The organism is Olleya sp. ITB9, from assembly GCF_001315805.1.
Classification (GTDB): domain Bacteria; phylum Bacteroidota; class Bacteroidia; order Flavobacteriales; family Flavobacteriaceae; genus Olleya; species Olleya sediminilitoris.
In genome coordinates this window covers 1-19,632 of record NZ_BCBW01000019.1, presented here as the reverse complement: position 1 = coordinate 19,632, position 19,632 = coordinate 1, and the positions used below count along the sequence as shown (strand labels likewise).

Below are 19,632 nucleotides of genomic sequence, written 5' to 3'. Positions count from 1 at the left end.
GCTTTTTTTATATAATAAAGTTTGGTTTATTGATTAATCAAAGACAACATTTCTTTTTCAATAGAAATATCAAACATATTAGCCTTTGGGTTAACAATAACAGCGTTTTTATCTAGTATAAATACTTTGTTAATAGGTTTGATAGACAAAAACTCTATAGCTTTTTTTGCATTTTCAAAATGGTATTCATCTTTGTAAACTAAGTTGTTTCGTTGTAAGATTGAAGCTTGTTCTTTACTGCTAATTGGATTAACACAAATGGCTTTAAAATCAAATTCAGGATATTTATTCTTTAACTCTTTAGCACGTTGATGGCATACTTTTAAATGGTATCTATCTTTAACATCCCAAAAATATACAATACTAGGTTTGGATATAATGTCTTTTAAGTGTAGTGTGTTTTCGTTTTTATCAATAACCATTACATCAGGAATGGTATTACCAGGTTTTAATCGTTTGTAAGAATTTACTAAATGATTAGCTTTTAGTTTTTGTTTGTTATTGGTGCTTTTTTGTGAAAAAGACTTTAAAAGCTTGTCATAATCATCAACACTTTTTGAAGCGTTAATAAACTTAATCATATTGTAATATAACAGTCTGTTTTTTATAAATGTGTCTGTTATTTTGTTTTCAATTAAGTCTAATTTATCAAGATTATACTCTAAAGACTGGTTATTGTAAATGTCGTCTTCTGAGTGTTTAAAATGTTCTTGTAATGCTATGTTGTTAAAGTGAAATCTTAAAAATGAAATATAAGGTCTGTAGTCTTTTAATACATTGTTGTTATAATCTATCTCTTCTCTAAAAGCAAAAAAATCTTTAGGTAAATCTTTAAATAACTCGCTTTCACTTTTACTGTAATTTATAAAAGGGTAAGCTTCTTTACTGTAGTAATAATTGTAATTTATATTTGCTAAAGCAAATACAGTAAATAATTCTGAAGCTCCATATCTTAATTTAAACTTAGCTAATTTATCAAGTTTTTCTTGTCTAATTTTAGATAGTTTTTCATCAAATGCTTCAGGTTTTAATTGACTAATCTCTAAGACTTCTTGTTCTTGTTTTTCGGTTTCTAGAAATAAATTAATAAGATAATTATTTTCTTTTTCACCAATACCATTAAAAACTAAGGACTCATCAAATTCCATAGTATTAACGCGTATCATGATGCTATCATTAGGTTGTATTAAAAAAGCCTGAGACTCTTTACCATCATAAAAATTATATAAACCTGCTTCAAAATTTTTAAAGTTGTATTTAAATCTGTTTTTAGAATCTAAATATACAGTATCAATTATATCCGAAGATTTAAAAATAATAATGTGGTTACTACTAGGATTTATAATCTGACCACCAAAAAAAGCCGAGCTTTTTTCAATTTCGTTGTTATCTTTTTTACAAGATACTAAAACACTTAGGCAGATTATACTATATAATATGGGTCTTAAAGACATAAATTAGTTTGTAAAGCTATCATAATTAAACAAAAATATGTTTTGCAAAACAGTAGTCGTGTTAAGGCGTTGTTAAAACTTATTAAAGACTGAATGTATAATGGCTATTTGGTGTTAATTTTCTACTTTTGCACAAAATTAAAATTATAGATATGTTATCAGTATCAAATTTATCAGTTCAATTCGGTAAGCGTGTACTTTTTGATGAAGTTAGTACCTCTTTTAATAACGGAAATTGTTACGGAATTATTGGAGCTAATGGAGCAGGAAAGTCAACGTTTTTAAAAATAATCTCTGGACAAATGGAGCCAACTTCAGGTCAAGTGCACCTAGAAGCTGGTAAACGTATGTCTGTCTTAACTCAGGATCACAACAAACATGACGAGGATACTGTTTTAGAAACTATTTTAAAAGGAAACCAAGAACTTTATAAAATCAAGTCTGAAATTGATGCATTATACGCAGATTATACAGACGAAAATGCAGAAAGAATAGGAGAGCTTCAAGTACGTTTTGAAGAGATGAACGGTTGGAATGCAGATAGTGATGCAGCAGCAATGTTATCTAACTTAGGGATTAAAGAAGATTTGCATTATACTTTGATGGCAGATTTAGATGGTAAACAAAAAGTACGTGTGTTATTAGCACAAGCGCTTTTTGGAAATCCTGATGTACTTATTATGGATGAGCCTACCAATGATCTGGATTACGAAACAATTGCATGGTTAGAAAACTTTTTAGCTAATTATGATAACTGTGTTATTGTAGTATCCCACGATAGACACTTTTTAGACGCAGTTTGTACACATATTAGTGATATTGATTTTGGAAAAATAAACCATTTTTCTGGTAATTATACATTCTGGTACGAGTCGTCACAGTTAGCAGCTAGACAACATGCACAGCAAAATAAAAAGGCTGAAGAAAAGAAAAAGGAGTTAGAAGAATTTATTCGTCGTTTTTCTGCCAATGTCGCAAAAAGTAAACAGGCAACAAGTAGAAAAAAGATGATAGATAAACTTAATATTGAAGATATTAGACGTACAAGTCGTCGTTATCCTGCTATTATTTTTGAACGTGATAGAGAAGCTGGAGACCAAATATTAAATGTTGAAGGTTTGACCTCTACCTTAGATGGTGAAACATTATTTAAAGACATAGATTTAAACTTACAAAAAGGAGATAAAGTGGTTGTGTTTTCTAGAGATTCTAGAGCAACAACTGCATTCTACGAAATTTTAAATGACAATCTAAAAGCAGATTCTGGTAAATTTGCTTGGGGAGTTACAACGACACAATCTTACTTACCATTAGATAATAGTAAGTTTTTTGATGATAAAGACTTAACTTTAGTAGAATGGTTACGTCAATGGGCTCAAACAGAAGAAGAACGTGAAGAAGTACACATTAGAGGATTTTTGGGCAAAATGATTTTTAGTGGTGAAGAAGCACTAAAAAAATGTAATGTACTTTCTGGAGGAGAAAAAGTACGTTGTATGTTATCTAGAATGATGATGACTAGAGCTAATGTTTTACAATTAGACGAGCCAACTAACCACTTGGACTTAGAGAGTATTACAGCATTTAACAACTCGCTTAAAAACTTTAAAGGTACCATGTTGTTTACAACACATGATCATGAGTTTGCACAGACAGTTGCTAATAGAGTAGTGGAGTTAACACCAAACGGAGTTATTGATAGATACTCAACGTTTGATGATTATATGCAAGACAAAAAAATAAAAGAATTAAGAGATAAAATGTATACTGTATAATTACACTTTAACCTTAATATATAAAAGCCTTCAGAGTTATCTGAAGGCTTTTTTTATGTCTCTAATTGTTGTTAATATGGTGTTAATTTAAAATAAAATAAAACCAACTTTATAAATGTTGCGTAGATAAACCGAACACAAAAATCAATAAAAATATTAAAACTATGAAAACATTAAAATTATCAAAAATTGTATTAGGACTTAGTGTAATGCTTGTAGCAAATTTAGGTTTAGCTCAAGATAAAATGATGTCTAAAGACACTAAAATGGTTGGTGGAGCAGCTATGTATCCTTCAAAAAATATTGTTGAAAATGCAGTGAATTCTAAAGATCATACAACATTAGTTGCAGCAGTAAAAGCAGCCGAACTAGTTGACGTTTTACAAAGTGAAGGACCATTTACTGTGTTTGCACCTACTAATGCAGCTTTTGACAAATTACCAGAAGGTACAGTGGCTACTTTAGTAATGCCAGAAAACAAAATGCAATTACAAACTATTTTAAAGCATCATGTTGTTGCTGGAAAATGGAGTGCTAAAAACATTGCTAAAATGATTAAAAAAGGAAAAGGAAAAGCAGTGATTAAAACCGTTTCTGGTGGTACACTAACTGCTTGGGAAAAAGATGGTGCTGTTTATGTGTCTGATGAAAACGGAAACTCTGCTCAAGTAACAATAGCAGATGTTAATCAATCAAACGGAGTAATTCACGTTATTGACACAGTATTATTACCTAAGTCGTAAGGTGATAGAATATAAAATTAGTCTTATTAAAAACGCTTTATTCTAGTTTAGAATAAAGCGTTTTTTTTTATGCTTCAGTTTCAGCTTTTACAGCTTCGATAATTGGTAATGCTTTGTCAACCTCAGATTGATGTACATATACTTCTGGAACCCTAGGCATGTCATGAACAAATCCACCAAGTCTTCCAGATTCGTTTTCATCTTTAATTACAGGGTTTATACCTATATCTTCTAATCTTGTTTTAATTAATTGAACAACAATAAAGTTACCTTCAAAAATTTTTATATAATCTGTCATAGCTTTTATATTTATGTGTTTACTTAAATATACGAATAAATACTATAAGTAACCGTTTAGTGTATTGCTATGATTTTGTTAAAATAAAAAACCTCCAAATATTATTTGAAGGTTTTTATATAAAATTTATTCTTGTTTTTTTAGCTGTGTATATTTATACAAGCTATAAATCCCGTAGACAATTGCAAAAACAGCAATTGCCAACTTTAAATTATTTAAAGTTAACTTGGTATTAAAATGCTGATACAATCTAAAACAACCAAAACCTATTAACAATAGTCCTGATAGTAAATTATACATTTTATTGTTTCTTAAGGATTCCATATTAGTTATTTGCTCTTAATTATCTCAACTCAGCACCAAGCTGACGCTCAAAGTTATTTTGCAATTTGTTCATTATTTTATCTACAACTTTATCGGTAAGTGTTTGACGCTCGTCTAAAAATGTAAAACTTACTGCATAACTCTTTTTACCTGCAGGAAGGTTTTTACCTTGATATACATCAAAAAGGTTAACCTTTTTAAGTAGTTGTTTTTCGGTTTTTTTAGCAATGGCTTGTAAACTATCAAATGTTACGTTATCATCTAATAATAAGGCAAAGTCACGACGTACTTCTGGGTATTTAGGTATAGCTGTAAACTTGATTTTATTACGTTTTGCTACTTCAATTATTTTGTCCCAATTAAAATCTGCATAAAAAACGTCTTGACTGATGTCAAAATGTTTGGCTATTTTAGATTTTAATACTCCAAAATTAACTAAAGTATCACGTCCAATACTAAGCTGCAATCCTTCGGAAAACAGGTCATTTGTAGATGTGCTTTCTTGATAGCGTTTAATACCTAAGCGTTCTAAAATACTAGCTATGCTTCCTTTTAAATAGAAGAAATTTGTTTTTGCTTGTGGTGCATTAGACCAACTTTCTTCGGTTTTAAAACCAGTGATTAATAGTGATAAATGCTTATATTCTTCACGTTTACCATTATAATCATGGTAAGTTTTTCCAAATTCAAAAAATCTTAGATTGGTTTGACGTCTGTTAATGTTATGACTTAAAGCTTCTAATCCAGAAAATAATAAACTTTGACGCATTACGCCTAAATCTTGACTTAAAGGGTTTAGCATTTGTACATTATGATCTGCGTTTAATTGCTCTGATAACTCGGTATAACTAGCGCTAGTTAATGAGTTTGCCATAATCTCATACCAACCTTGTGCAGCTAATTGGTTACCTATAACGTTTTGAAGTTTATAATCTTCAAATTTTGAGGCATTAGCTATTGATGCATTTAATTTAGAGCTAGTTTCAATGTTATTATAACCAAATACTCTTAAAATTTCTTCAATAACATCAGCTTCACGCGTAACATCGTTTCTAAAAGGAGGAATGGTTAAACCTAAACCAGTTTCGGTAACGCTATTTATTTTTATGTCTAAAGAGGTTAGTATTGATTTAATAGTTTCAGTTGGAATTTCTTGCCCTATTAATTTAGTGACTTTATCAAAACTTAATCGTACTTGAAAATCTTCAATTTTGTTTGGATATAAATCTGCTATTTCGCTAGTAATTTCTCCTCCAGCAATTTCTTGTATTAATAAAGCAGCACGTTTTAAAGCGTATTCAGTAAGTTTTGGGTCAATACCACGTTCAAATCTAAATGAAGCATCAGTATTTAAAGCATGACGCTTTGCTGTTTTACGGACACTTACAGGATTAAAGTAAGCACTTTCTAAAAATATGTTTGTTGTATGCTCTGTCACACCAGAGTCTATACCACCAAATACACCTGCTATACACATTGGTTTTTCAGCATCACAAATCATTAAATCATCTTCATGTAGCTCGCGCTCAATGCCATCTAATGTTTTAAATTTAGTACCAGATGGAAGTGTTTTAACTTCAATTTTTTGACCAGTTATTTTATTAGCATCAAATGCATGTAACGGTTGTCCTAAATCGTGCAATACATAATTGGTAGCATCCACGATATTATTAATAGGTGATAAGCCAATAGCTTTTAATCTGTTTTGTAGCCATTCAGGAGAGTCTTCAACTTTTATACCTGAAATAGTTACACCACAATATCTTGGTGCTAAATCTTTATTTAAGACATCTACATCCATTTTAAGTATGCGACTGTCTATATTAAATGCACTTACACTTGGTGTAATAAGCTCTACATTAATACCTTTTTGTTGTAAACCAGCTTTAAGGTCTCTAGCAGTACCATAATGACTCATTGCATCTGCACGATTTGGTGTTAAACCAATTTCAAACACTTGGTCGTTTTCTACATCAAAAAGTTCTGCACAAGGTGTTCCAACTACAGTATCTTCTGGTAAAACCAAAATACCATCGTGAGATTTACCTAAACCAAGCTCGTCCTCAGCACAAATCATTCCGTGACTTTCTTCACCTCTAATCTTACCTTTTTTAATGGTCCAAGCTTCACCTTCATTGGTATACAAAGTTGTACCAATAGTAGCAACAGGTACTTTTTGACCAGGAGCTACATTAGGTGCACCACAAACAATTTGTAATGGTTGATCTTGACCAATATTTACGGTTGTAACTTTAAGTTTGTCAGCATTACTATGTTGTTCGCAAGTTAAAACCTCACCAACAACAACACCTTGCAAACCACCATTAATACTTTGGTAAAGGTCCAAACCTTCTACTTCAAGCCCTAAATCTGTAAGTAATTCGCTAGTTTGTTCTGGAGTCCAATCAATTTTAATAAATTGTTTAATCCAGTTGTAAGAAATCTTCATTTTGTATACTAATTAAGACCACAAATATAATAATACTTAGTAGTTTTTAAGATTTTAAAATCAGCTTTTATTTCAATTTTAGAGCATTTTTTTAGTAATATTTTACTTATGTTATGTTACGTGTGTCATTTATCGGTCTTATTAACAGTTAAGCCGTGTTTTCTATCTTAATTAACCTTATTATAATCTATAATAGCTTTACTAAACGTATCTTTAAATAGATATAAAACATCAAACTTAAATATTTATGAAAACCATTTTAAAACTAGCTCTAGTAGCAGTATTGTTTACGACGTTTTCTTGTCGTGATACAAAAAAAGAAGAAGCTTTAATAAAAGATGCAGAAACTATTGAAAACATTGAGATTGCTACAGATAGTGTTAATGATGTTTTAGAGGCTCAAGCCCAAGATTTACAAAATGATTTGGATGAATTAGAACAACTTGAAAACGTAGAATAAGATGAAACATTTAAAAATAGTAGTAGTAACAGTAGGTTTATTTGTGTTAGGTACACAGCAAACAGTATTTGCTCAAGAGTTAGCACAAGATAAATTAGAGCAAAAAGGGAAAGCTAAGTTAAAAGAAAAAAAAGAGCTTGGTGAAACCAAAATGAATGCTAAAAAAGGTGAGCTTAAACAAAAAGGTGAACTAAAGAAAGAAGCGCTTAAAGATAAAAAGGAAGCTTTAGAGCTTAAAAAAGGTGAGTTAAAAGAACAGAGTGCTGCAGTAAAAGCCGAAATGAAAGAGAAAATGGCAACAGCATCTCCAGAAGAAAAAGCTGAACTTAAGTCTAAAATGTTAGAGAAAAAGCAATCTTTATCTGAAAAAAGAGATGAGCTTAAAGCAAAACGTGAGGCATATAAAGGAGATAAAGAAGCGTATAAGCAAGAACTTTTAATTGAAGCTAAATCAAAATTAGAAACTAGCAATCAGCAGTTAACTAAAAATGATAAATTAGTAACAAATGGAAAATCTCGTTTAGCAGAAGCTAAATTAAAATTTGAAACTCAAAAAGCAGAAGGTACTATATCTGATGAGGAAATCACAAAACGCGAAGCTTTATTTAAACGTATTGAAGATAAATTAAGTCAAAATGAAGAAACGTTAGAAAATAGTAAAACACTTTTAGAACAAAATCGTGAGAAGCTAACAAAATTAGAAGTTACTGAAGAGTAATTTTTAACACTTAATAAATTAAATAAAAAGACATTGTTAGCGCAATGTCTTTTTATTTGTAAGTATTTTAACGATATTTCGATTAATAAAAAAATAAACATAATTATGCGTTACCTTTTAGTCATACTAACCTTATTTACCGTTTTGTCTTGTGATAAAAATGAAACCGAATTTTTAACTTTTGGTACTTACAGAGGACAATTAAAAGTTAGTGAAACAGTACAATTACCTTTTACATTTAAGGTTAAAGATGCAAATACATTAGAAATTTATAATGCAGAAGAAGTGATTGAAGTCGATGAAATTGAATATAAAAATGATTCAGTTTATATCAAACTTCCTGTTTTTGAAGGAATGCTAGTTGCAAAAATTACAGATCAAACCTTAAATGGACGTTTTTTAGTAGAAGAAAAAGGTCGTCAACAAGCTTTTACAGCGTCAAAAAATAATAGCAGATTTGATAATAACGCTAAAGCGGAAACCAATATAACTGGTAATTGGCAAACAGTATTTAGTCCAAATACCGAAGCTGATCGCTATGTTGCGAAAGGCGTTTTTACCCAAAATGAAAATATTGTAACAGGTACTTTTTTAACCGAAACAGGAGACTATCGTTATCTTGAAGGCGTTGTAAATGGTAACCAATTACAGTTGTCAACTTTTGATGGTGCACATGCTTTTATGTTTACTGGTACAGTAACAGATAGTACAATTAATGGTCAGTTTTATTCAGGTAACCACTGGAAAGAGCCTTTTACGGCTAAACGTAATGAGGGTTATCAATTAAAAAGTGCAGATCAATTAACTTACTTAAAAGAGGGTTATGACACATTAGCTTTTACATTTCCTGATGCAGATGGTAACCAAGTTTCATTAACAGATGCTCAGTTTGAAAATAAAGTAACAGTTGTACAAATTATGGGAACGTGGTGTCCTAATTGTTTAGACGAAAGTAAATACTACACATCCTATTATAACGCTAATAAAGATAAAGACATTCAGTTTGTAGCTTTAGCTTTTGAGTATGCCAAAACAGAAGAAAAAGCTTTTAGCTTTATAAAACGTTTACAAGATCGTTTAAATATTACTTATCCAATATTATTAGCTCAAACAGGTACAACAAGTAAGTCTAAAGCAAACGAAAAATTACCAATGCTTAATCATGTGTTAAGTTATCCAACGTCTATTTTTATAGATAAAAAAGGGAAAGTAAGAAAAATACACACTGGTTTTAATGGTCCTGCTACTGGAGACAAATTCACAGAATTTAAAACAGATTTTACAACATTTATTGATCAATTATTGGAAGAAGAGTAGAAGTCTTTATTTAATTAATTGAATATTTATTTTCTCATCCATTTTACAATTCACTATTTGTGAAATATAAAAAAAGGACTTTAAGATTGCTCTTAAAGTCCTTTTAGGTTGCTATTAATTACTAGGGTTTAGTCAAATACTCAAACTTTGATTATTAAACTAAATTTATTTTAACGTCTACATTACCTTTTAATGCAACAGAATAAGGGCATATAGTGTGTGCTTTATTTAACAATTCTTTTGCTTTGTCTTTATCAACACCTTTAACCTCTACATCTAAGGTCGCTGTTAAATCATAAGAAGTAGGGTTGTGCATTGCTAATCCAACATTAGCAGTAGTGGTAGATTCTATTTTAATTTTTTCCATACCAGCAACCATTTGTAAGGCATTGTCAAAACAAGCCGAGTATCCTGCAGCAAATAATTGTTCTGGATTAGTAAATTGTCCACCTTCTCCACCCATTTGAGTAGGGATTTTTAAATTAAAATCTAATACACCATCAGCACTTTTTACATGACCATTTCTTCCTCCTGTTGTAGTTGCTGATGTTTCAAATAATTGTTTCATTTTCAATGTTTTTATTTATTGTTTATTTGTTTTTGGATACTGTTTAATAACTTTATTAAGTTGCTCTGAAACGAAATTAGTTCGTCTTCACTAAATTCATCTGTTTTAAAAGTGTCCTTGATTTTTAAAGGTATTTGTTCTGCTTTAGTTTTTAGTTTTTCGCCTTTATCTTTTAAAGTAATCAATACAGTACGTTCGTCTTCTGTAGATCTTGTACGCTTTATTAGTTGCTTTTGTTCTAAACGTTTTAACAATGGAGTTAAAGTATTGGACTCCAAAAATAATAGCGATCCAATAGCATTTACAGACATTGTTTTATGTTCCCAAAGGACTAGCATTACAAGATATTGCGGATACGTAATATCTAAAAGTTTTAAATGTGGACTATAGATTTTGGTAGTTAATCTAGAGGCTGCGTAAAGCGGAAAGCACAATTGATTATCTAGTTTAAGATGTTCGCACGAAGTACTCATGATTAGTTTTTAGTTTTGTTAATAAGAAAGCTTAAAGTGCCTGTAGACCATAAAGCCCAAAGAATTAATACAGGTTGAAAAAATAATCGGATTAATCGTTTTAAATCCGTATCCAATCCAAAAGCATTAATTTGATTTGTGTATTGAGAGATGTTACCTGGAAAAATTAAAACATAAAATATAGCTAATGTTAAGCCTACTTTAATTTTATGCTTAACAATAAAAATCATAGCTAAGCCTAGTGTGATTTCAACAATACCAGAAGATAGGACGATAAAATCCATAAACTGTGGATTATTTGGTAACCATCTTGGAACTTGAGCTAAAAACTCTTGTCTCTGAAAGGTTATGTGACCTATTCCTGCAATTAGCATTAGACTTCCTAAAAGTATTCTAAATATGTTTTGCGTATGTGTTGTTTTTATATTCATATCTTTTAAGATTAAATCGTGTACGATGCAAATATACGCGTTTTGATATTAAATAAAAACAGATAGTAAAAAATCATTTTTATTTTACAAGTAATACTCTTTTAACTAACTTGAAAGTGTTAAGGATCTAGGAGTTGTAACGTTATAATCCAAAGTGATTTATGGGTCCATTACCTTGTCCTAAAACCTTATATTGTCCTTTTTTTATAGCTAGATTAACGTATTCACAGCCTTTAGTAACTGCAGTTTCTAAATCGTTATTTAAACTTAAATAAGTAGCAATACTAGAGGATAAACTACAACCTGTACCATGAGTGTTATTAGTAACATACCAAGGATTTGTGATTGATACAGTAGAGTTCGAGTCTAAAAGATATAATATATCTGTAATAATATCTGTTGTTTTGTTTAAATGGCCTCCTTTTAAAAGTACAGAGGTTTTAAATTGTTGCCCTAATTTAATAGCAGCAGCTTCAAGATTATTAACACTTATCTTTTGACCGATCAGTAATTCTGCTTCTGGTATGTTTGGAGTAATTAAAGTAGCTTTTGGTAACAACTGTTTTAAACTTAAAAGTGCATTATCTGTGATAAGTTTATCTCCAGAGGTAGCAACCATAACAGGATCTAAAACAATGTTAGTAATATTATACTTGTCAAGTGTATCATTTACTAGGTTTATTACATCAGCAGAATGTAACATACCAATTTTTACTGTATTACATTGTAAGTCACTTAATACAGCATCAAACTGTTTTTTTATATGTTGTATAGGCATTGGATGAATATCAGTAACACCTAATGTATTTTGTGCAGTTGAAGCAGTTATTACTGACGCAGCAAAAGCACCACAAGCACTTATACTTTTAATATCAGCTTGGATACCAGCACAACCACCAGAATCACTTCCAGCTATGGTTAAAACAGTATTGTAGTTGGTGTTTATATTTTCCATTGTTCTTTGTTATAAGCGCTATCCCAAAATAGCCATTCTAATTTTGACGCTTTAATAAAGGCTTGTTCCATATTTTGTAAAATAGTTTCGGAAGCGTTATTAGCGTATTTGTTAACTATTGCTGTGGCTTTATTTACAGATTCTTCAAATGCTGTTCCACCATAAGTATTTATCCAATCTTGATAAGGATTGTTGTCTTTATTGTTTTGGTGTTTTAGAATATAATCACCAATTTCTTTGTAAATAGTAAAACAAGGTAAAATAGCAGCTAAACCTTCTTCTAAGCTATGATTATTAATAATTTTAGTTAAGTAACTTGTATATAACTCACAGGTAGGAGAAGGCTCCTTATCTAAAATTTCATTTTTGAGGAATACTTGATGTAAAGCGTTTTCAACAGCAATAATACCAGTAGCTGCATCTAAAAAATATTGGGTTTCGCTACTCTTATTACATTTTATACCAACAGCAGCAAGGTTTTTTTTGTATTCTGCTAAATATAATGCGTCTTGATTAATATAGAATCTAAACACATCATCAGGTAATGTACCATCCATTAATTGAGTAATAAATGGGTGTTTTTGTATAGCTTCTAATATGTAATTGGTGTCTTGTCTTACTTTATTATACCAGTTTGGCATTAGTTTGATAGTTTAAAATTGATTATGTTTTGTCAAGCAAAGAATACAATAATAGTATTAATCTTAACCATGAATACTTTCACTTTTACCATAACTTTTAATTAATTCGCCTTCAAAAGCGACTAATTCTTGCCAACGTTTATCAACGTCAATATCTTTTCCGTATTTTCTTGCAAAGGTTATAAAGGTCGTGTAGTGTCCAGCTTCGCTAACCATTAAATCGTAATAAAACTTAGATAATTCTTCATCATTAATACGTTCTGATAACAATTTAAAACGTTCACAGCTACGCGCTTCAATCATAGCCGAAAACAATAAACGATCCACCATAGATTGCACTCTGTTTCCACCTTTATTCATGAATTTATATAACTGATTTACGTAATGGTCTTTTCTCTCACGACCAAGCGTATAACCACGTTGCTTTATAATATCATGTACCATTTGAAAATGCTGTAACTCCTCTTGAGCTAACAACGTTAATTCGGTAACTAAATCTTCATGTTCAGAGTTTAGCGTAATAATAGTTATGGCATTGGTAGCTGCTTTTTGCTCACACCAAGCGTGATCTGTCAAGATTTCTTCAAGGTTAGATTCTGCAATAGTGACCCAACGTGGATCGGTTTCTAGTTTAAGGTGAAGCATGATAATATTTTAAGTGATGCGTAACACAAATATAATTATAATTTGGGTCTGTTGTTAAAGTCTTAATAATGAATGCTAAGTTTATTTAATTTCTGCTTTAAGCAAATTAAAAACCTCATGAGCGCTAGTTACTGCTGCTTCCATTTTACCAGAAAATCTGGTATTAGTTTCTGCTCCAGCAATAAATAATTTATTATTTAAGTACGTAGATTTAAATAACGGATGACCATTGTTTTGTTGTGGCATTACAAAATTGTCATAGCTTGGTGTTGTAAACGGTTGTTGTTGCCAAACACATTCTTCATAACTTAAAAACTCCAGAGCCTGATCGCCATAATAACTCTGCAATTGTTGTAAAGCCATTTGTTGACGCTCGTTTTTAGTTTTATGTAATAAAGAACCACTCATAAAACCACTTAGTGCAAACAAAGACTGCGTTGCATTGCTATGATCATAAAATTCTTGTAAAGGTCCTGAATTTGCATAAATTGTTCCGCTAGTATTTTGGTTATTCCAAAACGGAGTTTTATAAGTAAATCCAACTCTAATGGAGTTGTGCATCCATGTATGTGTATTTGCTAATACATTTATTAAAGTATCAGGTAATTCTGGCTGTGTACTAATTTTTTGATTAAACAACGCTGGAGGTAAAGTTGATACCACGTATCTTGAATTATAGTTTTGTTTATCTGTTTGGACCAAAATTGTTTCAGCTTTAAGCTGAAGAGACTGCACGCTAGTATTTGTTTTAATAGTCTGTTCAGGTAGTGTGTTTGCTAAGGTTTTAATTATAGTTTCTGTACCATTTGTTATTCGATAACTCACCGAATCATTATTGGGTAACGTCACCAATTGTGGTTGTTTGCTATTATCAGGATGGTAAATAGCTGTTTTACCATAAGATTGTTTAAACAACTTGATATCTAATTGTTTGACTAAGTTTAAGATATTACTTTGCTGAGGTACAATCCAAGTTGCTCCTAAATCAATAGCAGCTTCATTAGTGTTGTATTTTGTTAAAATACGTCCACCAATACGTGTATTGGCTTCAATAATAGTCACTTTTAGAGGTGTTTGTTTAAGTAAATAGGCAAGCGTTAATCCTGTTAATCCAGCTCCAATAATAAGGACGTCTGTGTCTTGTGTAGTCATAATTAGCTAATGTAGTTCCAAATATTTTTATACTTACTCATTTGTCGGTAAGTCTCTAAAATAATTGCATTCTCTGGACTATTTAAACTAGGATCTTTGGTTAAAAGGTCTTTAGCCCAATAACGTGCATGTTGTAAAATGTCATTATCTTTTACAATATCTGCAATGCGTAAATTTAAAATTCCGCTTTGTTGTGTACCCATAATATCTCCAGGACCACGAAGTTTTAAATCGACTTCAGCAATCTCAAAACCATCATTAGTTCTGGTCATTGTTTCAATACGTGTTTTACTGTTTTCTGATAACTTATGACCAGTCATTAATATGCAATAACTTTGTTCTGCACCACGTCCAACTCGACCTCTTAATTGGTGTAATTGTGCTAGTCCAAATCGCTCTGCACTTTCAATAACCATCACTGATGCATTGGGTACATTTACACCAACTTCAATAACAGTTGTAGCAACCATAATTTGTGTTTCACCTTTAACAAAACGTTGCATTTCGTATTCTTTATCTGCAGGTTTCATTTTACCATGTACAATAGAAATTTGATATTCTGGCATCGGAAAATCTCGAGTTAAACTCTCGTAACCATCCATCAAATCTTTATAATCCATTTGTGCATTTTCTTGGATTAATGGATAGACAATATAGGCTTGTCTTTTTTTAGCAATTTCGTCACGTATAAACCTAAAAACTTTTAGTCTGTTTGAGTCGTATCTGTGAACCGTTTTTATAGGTTGTCTTCCAGGAGGTAACTCGTCAATAATAGAAATATCCAAATCACCATAAACAGACATAGCTAATGTTCTAGGAATTGGAGTAGCAGTCATGACCAAAACATGAGGAGGAAGACTGTTTTTTTTCCAAAGTCTAGCTCGTTGTTTTACACCAAACCTATGTTGTTCATCAATAATTGCAAGTCCTAAATTTTTAAATTTAACTTTGTCTTCCAGTATAGCATGTGTCCCAATTAGGATATCCAATTCGCCACTTTCTAACATGCTATGGATTTCTCTTCGTTCTGAAGTTTTGCTTGAACCCGTTAATAGTCTAATGCTGATTTTTAAATCATTACACATTTCTAGTAAACCATTATAATGTTGGACTGACAAAATTTCAGTAGGAGCCATAAGACAAGCCTGAAAACCATTATCAAGAGCCATTAACATTGACATTAAGGCGACTATAGTTTTTCCGGATCCAACATCACCTTGTAAAAGACGGTTCATTTGTGCATTACTACCTAAGTCAGCACGTATTTCTTTAAGGACTCGTTTTTGTGCATTAGTTAATTCAAACGGTAAATGGTTTTTAAAAAACGCATTAAAATGTGTTCCAACTGTAGAAAAAGGAAACCCTTTTATTTTGGTTTTATGTATTAAGTTTTTAAGAATTAATTGCAATTGAATGTAAAATAATTCTTCAAATTTCAATCTAAATTTAGCCTTGGAAAGTAGTGTTTGGTCTTTCGGAAAATGAATGTTTAAAAGCGCTTCAGATTTAGAAATTAATTTGTTTTCTGAGAGTAGTTTATCGGACAAGGTTTCGGCAAATCTTCCTTTGGTTTCAAGAAACAAATTTTGCATGATTTTTGTCATCACACGATTGGTAATACCTCTGTTAGCTAACTTCTCTGTAGACGGATAAATAGCCTGCATTGCACTTCGTAAATTAGCTTCATGTTCTGATAATAACTCGATATCAGGATGAGGCATGCTAAACTTGTTTCCAAATTTAGTTGTTTTTCCAAAAATAACGTAAGGTGTGTTTAGTTTTAAAGCGTCTTTAATCCATTTTTGACCTCTAAACCAAACCAGTTCCATTGTGCCAGTGTCGTCTTTAAAAGTAGCAACTAGTCGTTTTCCTCTTTTTTGTGCAACCTCTTCAAATTTTGTGATTTTTCCAATGATTTGTACTTCCGATGCGTTGGGTAATAACTGACTAATTTTATAATACTTTGTACGATCCAAATACCTATTTGGAAATAGGTTAATTAAGTCTTGATAAGTATGTATAGCCAATTCTTTGCGTAGTAAATCAGCACGATTTGGTCCTACACCTTTTAGGTAATCAATGGGAGTTTGAAGATTAACACTCATAAACAACGAAATTAATGTATTTTGATTTAAAGTGAAAGTTAATTGGGTTAGCATTACTATACTTCATCACAAAAAATTGTATTTTGGTCTGGTACTTGTTTAAAATTATTTATGAGAAGCTTTTTAGTCCTGTTTTTTACGTTTTTATGTCTTTTTGCGAAAGCACAACAGACAGAAATTGTTGATTTTAAAACTATTAATTCTAGATTAGTTATAATACCAGAACAGTCTAAAGTGTCAGGTAAATTAGTCAGTTCTTTTAAAATATTAAAAGACACAGATTCTATTTACTTAGATGCTATTGATATGAAATTTAAAAATGTTGTTTTAGATAATAAAACAGTTTTTTTTGAAAATGATTTAAAAAAGATTGTGATAAAATCTAAATTCAAGAAAAATAAAATTTATAAACTAAGTTTTGACTACATAGTTTATCCTAAGAAGGCAATGTATTTTGTTCAAAATGAAAAAGATTGGCAAGTTTGGACCCAAGGTCAAGGTAAATACACTAGTCATTGGCTACCAAGTATTGATGATATGAATGATAAAATCAAATTTGATTTATCAGTGATTTCATATACTGACGAAAAAGTTATTGCTAATGGTAAAATTAGAAAACGCGACATTGCAGATAATGTTTCAATTTGGCATTACAACATGCAAAAACCAATGTCAAGTTACTTAGTAGCATTAGCAATTGGCAAGTATGATAAAAAAGTAATTACATCCAAAAGCGGAATTCCACTTGAGTTATATTATTACCCAAAAGATTCGCTTAAAGTAGAACCAACATATCGTTACACCAAACAATTATTTGATTTTTTAGAACACGAAATTGGTGTGCCTTATCCTTGGCAAAACTACAAACAAATTCCAGTTAAAGACTTTTTGTATTCTGGTATGGAAAATACTAGTTGCACCATTTTTAGTGATGACTTTATGATTGATGAGACTAGTTTTGTTGATAAAAACTACGTTAACGTTAATGCACATGAGCTAGCACACCAATGGTTTGGAGATTTGGTCACTGAAACCTCAGGGACCCATCATTGGTTACAAGAAGGTTTTGCAACTTATTATGCATTACTTGCAGAACGCGATATATTTGGAGAGGATTATTATTACAATCAACTTTTTGAGTATTATCAAGAGTTGAAAGCACAAGATAGTGCTGGTCAAAGTACAGCACTTTTAAATCCAAAATCAAGTAGTACAACGTTTTACAAAAAAGGTGCTTGGGCTTTACATGTTTTAAGAGAAAAAGTAGGAGATAAGGCATTTAAAGATGCTGTAAAAAGCTATTTAAATACTTATGCCTATAAAAATGTTGAGACTACTAATTTTATAACTGAAGTCGAAAACACTTCTGGTCAAGATTTAAGTGCGTTTGTAAAAGATTGGTTATCTTCTTCTGTTGTTTTGGAGCAGCAAATAGAAGCAAGTTTGAAACGTAATGAAACTGCTTCGTTTTTATTAACTATGCAAACCGAACCTTATTTAAGTTTTAGAACAGATCAGGATGAAAATTATATTCCGTCAAGCTTAACAATGTCTTTACCAGAAGGTTTTTACACTATTAAAACTGCAGTATTGCAAGAATTGTTGAACAAACCAGATTATCCAACGTATGATGATTTGATAACGGAAGCGTTTCAATCTGGTCAAATACAATTACGACAAACCTTGGCTTTGGGATTAAGAGAAATCCCTTTAAAATTTCAAAAAAACTACGAGAGTTTACTTAACGATAGCAGTTATGTAACCATTGAAGCTGCATTGTATAATCTTTGGGCTAATTTTCCGCGAAAGCGAAACCTTTATCTAAATCAAACCAAAAATTTATATGGTTTTAATAATTATAATATCAGAATACTTTGGTTGGCTTTAGCTATTGCTACATCTGATTTTGAACAAGAAAAAACCGAAAGTTTTTATAATGAGTTGGTAAGTTATAGCGATCCAAATCAACCCTTTTCAAGACGTCAGTCTGCTTTTGATACCATGTCAAGTTTAGGTTTGTTTAATCAGCAAGCGTTGACTAATCTTTTAGAAGCAACCAAGCATCATAATTGGCGTTTTAAAAGTTTTGCCAAACAAGTTGTAGAAATGTTATCTGAAAATGAAAAATATAAATCTTTAATTAGTAATTTGCAGGACAACCAAAAACAATAATTTGAAAGCATTAGTTATATCTGGAGGTGGAAGTAAAGGCGCATTTGCTGGTGGTGTTGCGCAGTATTTGATTGAACAACAGGATAAAAAATACGATATGTATTTAGGGACTTCTACAGGAAGTTTGTTAATTCCGCATTTAGCAACTGGTAATATTGGTAAGCTTTATGATATTTATACGCATGTTAATCAAAATTCGATTTTTAATATCAATCCTTTTGTTTTAAAGAAAAAAGGAGATCGTGAGTATGTGTCTATAAATTATTTTAACACCACTTTACAGTTTTTAAAACGAAAAAGAACCTTTGGTGAAAGTAAAAATCTTAAAAAACATATAAGAGAAAATTTTACAAAAGCAGAATATGATTTAATTAAGGCAACTAAAGAAGATGTGGTGGTTACGGTTACCAATTTGTCTAAAAATAGAGTCGAGTATAAGTCTATTAACGATTATGATTATGAGGAGTTTTGTGAGTGGATTTGGATTTCATGCAATTATATTCCGTTTATGTCATTGGCTAAAAAAAATGGATTTGAGTATGCTGATGGTGGCTTAGGTTGTGTGATACCAATTAGAGAAGCTATTTTAAGAGGTGCCACAGAGGTTGATGCTATTGTTTTAGAAAGTGAAAACTTAGAGTACAATAAGGTGTTGGGAAAAAACCCGTTTTCATTAATGATTAACTTATTTGGGCATTTATTAGACCAAGTAGAAAAAGGAGATATTGCTATTGGGAAATTAGCAGCAAAGCATAGAAACGTAAAACTTAATTTATATTATACACCAACTAAATTAACTGAAAACTCATTAATTTTTAATAAAAAACTAATGGAAAAATGGTGGTTACAAGGGTATTTATATGCACAAAGTAAATATGATGCAAATAACGAGTTTGGTACAACTGTACCTATAAATCAGGAAGAAGAATAAACCATATAAAAAAAGCCTTAT

18 protein-coding genes are annotated in these 19,632 nt (G+C 30.9%); 7 read left to right on the top strand and 11 right to left on the bottom strand.

Going from position 1 to position 19,632, the window contains the following annotated elements; all coding sequences use genetic code 11:
• Positions 1 to 26: 26 nt before the first annotated feature.
• Positions 27 to 1,454 (bottom strand): redoxin domain-containing protein, encoded by a 1,428-nt coding sequence (locus ITB9_RS05125; RefSeq protein ID WP_054851407.1) that lies wholly within the window; start codon positions 1,452 to 1,454, stop codon positions 27 to 29.
• A gap of 152 nt (positions 1,455 to 1,606) precedes the next feature.
• Here ITB9_RS05125 and ITB9_RS05120 point away from each other — a divergent pair, with 152 nt between their 5' ends.
• A complete protein-coding gene (locus tag ITB9_RS05120) occupies positions 1,607 to 3,229 on the top strand; it encodes an ABC-F family ATP-binding cassette domain-containing protein (RefSeq protein WP_028291190.1) in 1,623 nt (540 codons plus the stop codon).
• A 209-nt stretch (positions 3,230 to 3,438) separates the two neighbouring features.
• The gene (locus ITB9_RS05115; RefSeq protein WP_371440198.1) at positions 3,439 to 3,972 is read left to right on the top strand and encodes a fasciclin domain-containing protein; all 534 of its coding nucleotides are present in this window, start codon (positions 3,439 to 3,441) and stop codon (positions 3,970 to 3,972) included.
• Positions 3,973 to 4,039: 67 nt separating this feature from the next.
• On the opposite strand, the gene ITB9_RS05110 is transcribed toward ITB9_RS05115, so the two are convergent.
• Together ITB9_RS05110 and pheT are read right to left on the bottom strand one after the other, a co-directional pair.
• The gene (locus ITB9_RS05110) at positions 4,040 to 4,270 is read right to left on the bottom strand and encodes a putative signal transducing protein (RefSeq protein ID WP_028291188.1); all 231 of its coding nucleotides are present in this window, start codon (positions 4,268 to 4,270) and stop codon (positions 4,040 to 4,042) included.
• Positions 4,271 to 4,613: 343 nt separating this feature from the next.
• Complete coding sequence (gene pheT, locus ITB9_RS05100; RefSeq protein WP_054851405.1) at positions 4,614 to 7,043, bottom strand: phenylalanine--tRNA ligase subunit beta; 2,430 nt, start codon at positions 7,041 to 7,043, stop codon at positions 4,614 to 4,616.
• Positions 7,044 to 7,290: 247 nt separating this feature from the next.
• Between pheT and ITB9_RS05095 the strand changes: the two genes are divergently transcribed.
• From ITB9_RS05095 to ITB9_RS05085, 3 genes are all read left to right on the top strand, one after another.
• Positions 7,291 to 7,503 (top strand): hypothetical protein, encoded by a 213-nt coding sequence (locus ITB9_RS05095; protein ID WP_054851404.1) that lies wholly within the window; start codon positions 7,291 to 7,293, stop codon positions 7,501 to 7,503.
• 1 nt (position 7,504) lies between these two features.
• Positions 7,505 to 8,221, top strand: coding sequence for a hypothetical protein (locus ITB9_RS05090; protein ID WP_054851403.1), 717 nt, complete (start codon positions 7,505 to 7,507; stop codon positions 8,219 to 8,221).
• A gap of 105 nt (positions 8,222 to 8,326) precedes the next feature.
• Positions 8,327 to 9,538 carry a peroxiredoxin gene (locus ITB9_RS05085; protein WP_054851402.1) on the top strand — a complete coding sequence of 404 codons (1,212 nt, stop codon included), beginning with the start codon at positions 8,327 to 8,329 and terminating at the stop codon, positions 9,536 to 9,538.
• A gap of 154 nt (positions 9,539 to 9,692) precedes the next feature.
• On the opposite strand, the gene ITB9_RS05080 is transcribed toward ITB9_RS05085, so the two are convergent.
• The 8 genes from ITB9_RS05080 to recG all read right to left on the bottom strand — a co-directional run bounded on the left by ITB9_RS05080 (position 9,693) and on the right by recG (position 16,508).
• Positions 9,693 to 10,106, bottom strand: a complete 414-nt coding sequence (locus tag ITB9_RS05080; protein WP_054851401.1) for an organic hydroperoxide resistance protein — start codon at positions 10,104 to 10,106, stop codon at positions 9,693 to 9,695.
• An 11-nt stretch (positions 10,107 to 10,117) separates the two neighbouring features.
• The gene (locus tag ITB9_RS05075) at positions 10,118 to 10,579 is read right to left on the bottom strand and encodes a MarR family winged helix-turn-helix transcriptional regulator (RefSeq protein WP_054851400.1); all 462 of its coding nucleotides are present in this window, start codon (positions 10,577 to 10,579) and stop codon (positions 10,118 to 10,120) included.
• A gap of 2 nt (positions 10,580 to 10,581) precedes the next feature.
• Positions 10,582 to 11,010 carry a hypothetical protein gene (locus ITB9_RS05070; protein ID WP_222829364.1) on the bottom strand — a complete coding sequence of 143 codons (429 nt, stop codon included), beginning with the start codon at positions 11,008 to 11,010 and terminating at the stop codon, positions 10,582 to 10,584.
• A 142-nt stretch (positions 11,011 to 11,152) separates the two neighbouring features.
• Complete coding sequence (thiD, locus tag ITB9_RS05065) at positions 11,153 to 11,965, bottom strand: bifunctional hydroxymethylpyrimidine kinase/phosphomethylpyrimidine kinase (RefSeq protein WP_054851399.1); 813 nt, start codon at positions 11,963 to 11,965, stop codon at positions 11,153 to 11,155.
• On the bottom strand, positions 11,953 to 12,606 hold the full coding sequence (tenA, locus tag ITB9_RS05060; RefSeq protein WP_054851398.1) for a thiaminase II: 654 nt from the start codon (positions 12,604 to 12,606) through the stop codon (positions 11,953 to 11,955). The genes thiD and tenA overlap by 13 nt, the downstream gene beginning before the upstream one ends.
• Before the next feature lie 63 nt (positions 12,607 to 12,669).
• Positions 12,670 to 13,251, bottom strand: a complete 582-nt coding sequence (locus tag ITB9_RS05055) for a tRNA-(ms[2]io[6]A)-hydroxylase (RefSeq protein ID WP_028291177.1) — start codon at positions 13,249 to 13,251, stop codon at positions 12,670 to 12,672.
• A gap of 81 nt (positions 13,252 to 13,332) precedes the next feature.
• The gene (locus ITB9_RS05050) at positions 13,333 to 14,403 is read right to left on the bottom strand and encodes an FAD-dependent oxidoreductase (RefSeq protein WP_054851397.1); all 1,071 of its coding nucleotides are present in this window, start codon (positions 14,401 to 14,403) and stop codon (positions 13,333 to 13,335) included.
• A gap of 2 nt (positions 14,404 to 14,405) precedes the next feature.
• The gene (recG, locus tag ITB9_RS05045) at positions 14,406 to 16,508 is read right to left on the bottom strand and encodes an ATP-dependent DNA helicase RecG (RefSeq protein ID WP_054851509.1); all 2,103 of its coding nucleotides are present in this window, start codon (positions 16,506 to 16,508) and stop codon (positions 14,406 to 14,408) included.
• A 111-nt stretch (positions 16,509 to 16,619) separates the two neighbouring features.
• Between recG and ITB9_RS05040 the strand changes: the two genes are divergently transcribed.
• Positions 16,620 to 18,680: a M1 family metallopeptidase gene (locus ITB9_RS05040; RefSeq protein WP_054851396.1), complete on the top strand. Its 2,061-nt coding sequence runs from the start codon at positions 16,620 to 16,622 to the stop codon at positions 18,678 to 18,680.
• Between the two features lies 1 nt (position 18,681).
• Positions 18,682 to 19,611: a patatin family protein gene (locus tag ITB9_RS05035; protein ID WP_054851395.1), complete on the top strand. Its 930-nt coding sequence runs from the start codon at positions 18,682 to 18,684 to the stop codon at positions 19,609 to 19,611.
• The last annotated feature ends 21 nt before the right edge of the window (positions 19,612 to 19,632 follow it).

What these genes read in the sequence shown, in the direction of transcription:
- ITB9_RS05075 (WP_054851400.1), bottom strand. Translation starts at nt 10,579, where the DNA reads ATGAGTACTTCGTGCGAACATCTTAAACTAGATAATCAATTGTGCTTT.
- ITB9_RS05115 (WP_371440198.1), top strand. Translation starts at nt 3,439, where the DNA reads ATGCTTGTAGCAAATTTAGGTTTAGCTCAAGATAAAATGATGTCTAAA.
- ITB9_RS05055 (WP_028291177.1), bottom strand. Translation starts at nt 13,251, where the DNA reads ATGCTTCACCTTAAACTAGAAACCGATCCACGTTGGGTCACTATTGCA.
- ITB9_RS05040 (WP_054851396.1), top strand. Translation starts at nt 16,620, where the DNA reads ATGAGAAGCTTTTTAGTCCTGTTTTTTACGTTTTTATGTCTTTTTGCG.
- ITB9_RS05050 (WP_054851397.1), bottom strand. Translation starts at nt 14,403, where the DNA reads ATGACTACACAAGACACAGACGTCCTTATTATTGGAGCTGGATTAACA.
- ITB9_RS05085 (WP_054851402.1), top strand. Translation starts at nt 8,327, where the DNA reads ATGCGTTACCTTTTAGTCATACTAACCTTATTTACCGTTTTGTCTTGT.
- recG (WP_054851509.1), bottom strand. Translation starts at nt 16,508, where the DNA reads ATGAGTGTTAATCTTCAAACTCCCATTGATTACCTAAAAGGTGTAGGA.
- pheT (WP_054851405.1), bottom strand. Translation starts at nt 7,043, where the DNA reads ATGAAGATTTCTTACAACTGGATTAAACAATTTATTAAAATTGATTGG.
- thiD (WP_054851399.1), bottom strand. Translation starts at nt 11,965, where the DNA reads ATGGAAAATATAAACACCAACTACAATACTGTTTTAACCATAGCTGGA.
- ITB9_RS05090 (WP_054851403.1), top strand. Translation starts at nt 7,505, where the DNA reads ATGAAACATTTAAAAATAGTAGTAGTAACAGTAGGTTTATTTGTGTTA.
- ITB9_RS05125 (WP_054851407.1), bottom strand. Translation starts at nt 1,454, where the DNA reads ATGTCTTTAAGACCCATATTATATAGTATAATCTGCCTAAGTGTTTTA.
- ITB9_RS05095 (WP_054851404.1), top strand. Translation starts at nt 7,291, where the DNA reads ATGAAAACCATTTTAAAACTAGCTCTAGTAGCAGTATTGTTTACGACG.
- ITB9_RS05120 (WP_028291190.1), top strand. Translation starts at nt 1,607, where the DNA reads ATGTTATCAGTATCAAATTTATCAGTTCAATTCGGTAAGCGTGTACTT.
- ITB9_RS05070 (WP_222829364.1), bottom strand. Translation starts at nt 11,010, where the DNA reads ATGAATATAAAAACAACACATACGCAAAACATATTTAGAATACTTTTA.
- tenA (WP_054851398.1), bottom strand. Translation starts at nt 12,606, where the DNA reads ATGCCAAACTGGTATAATAAAGTAAGACAAGACACCAATTACATATTA.
- ITB9_RS05110 (WP_028291188.1), bottom strand. Translation starts at nt 4,270, where the DNA reads ATGACAGATTATATAAAAATTTTTGAAGGTAACTTTATTGTTGTTCAA.
- ITB9_RS05080 (WP_054851401.1), bottom strand. Translation starts at nt 10,106, where the DNA reads ATGAAACAATTATTTGAAACATCAGCAACTACAACAGGAGGAAGAAAT.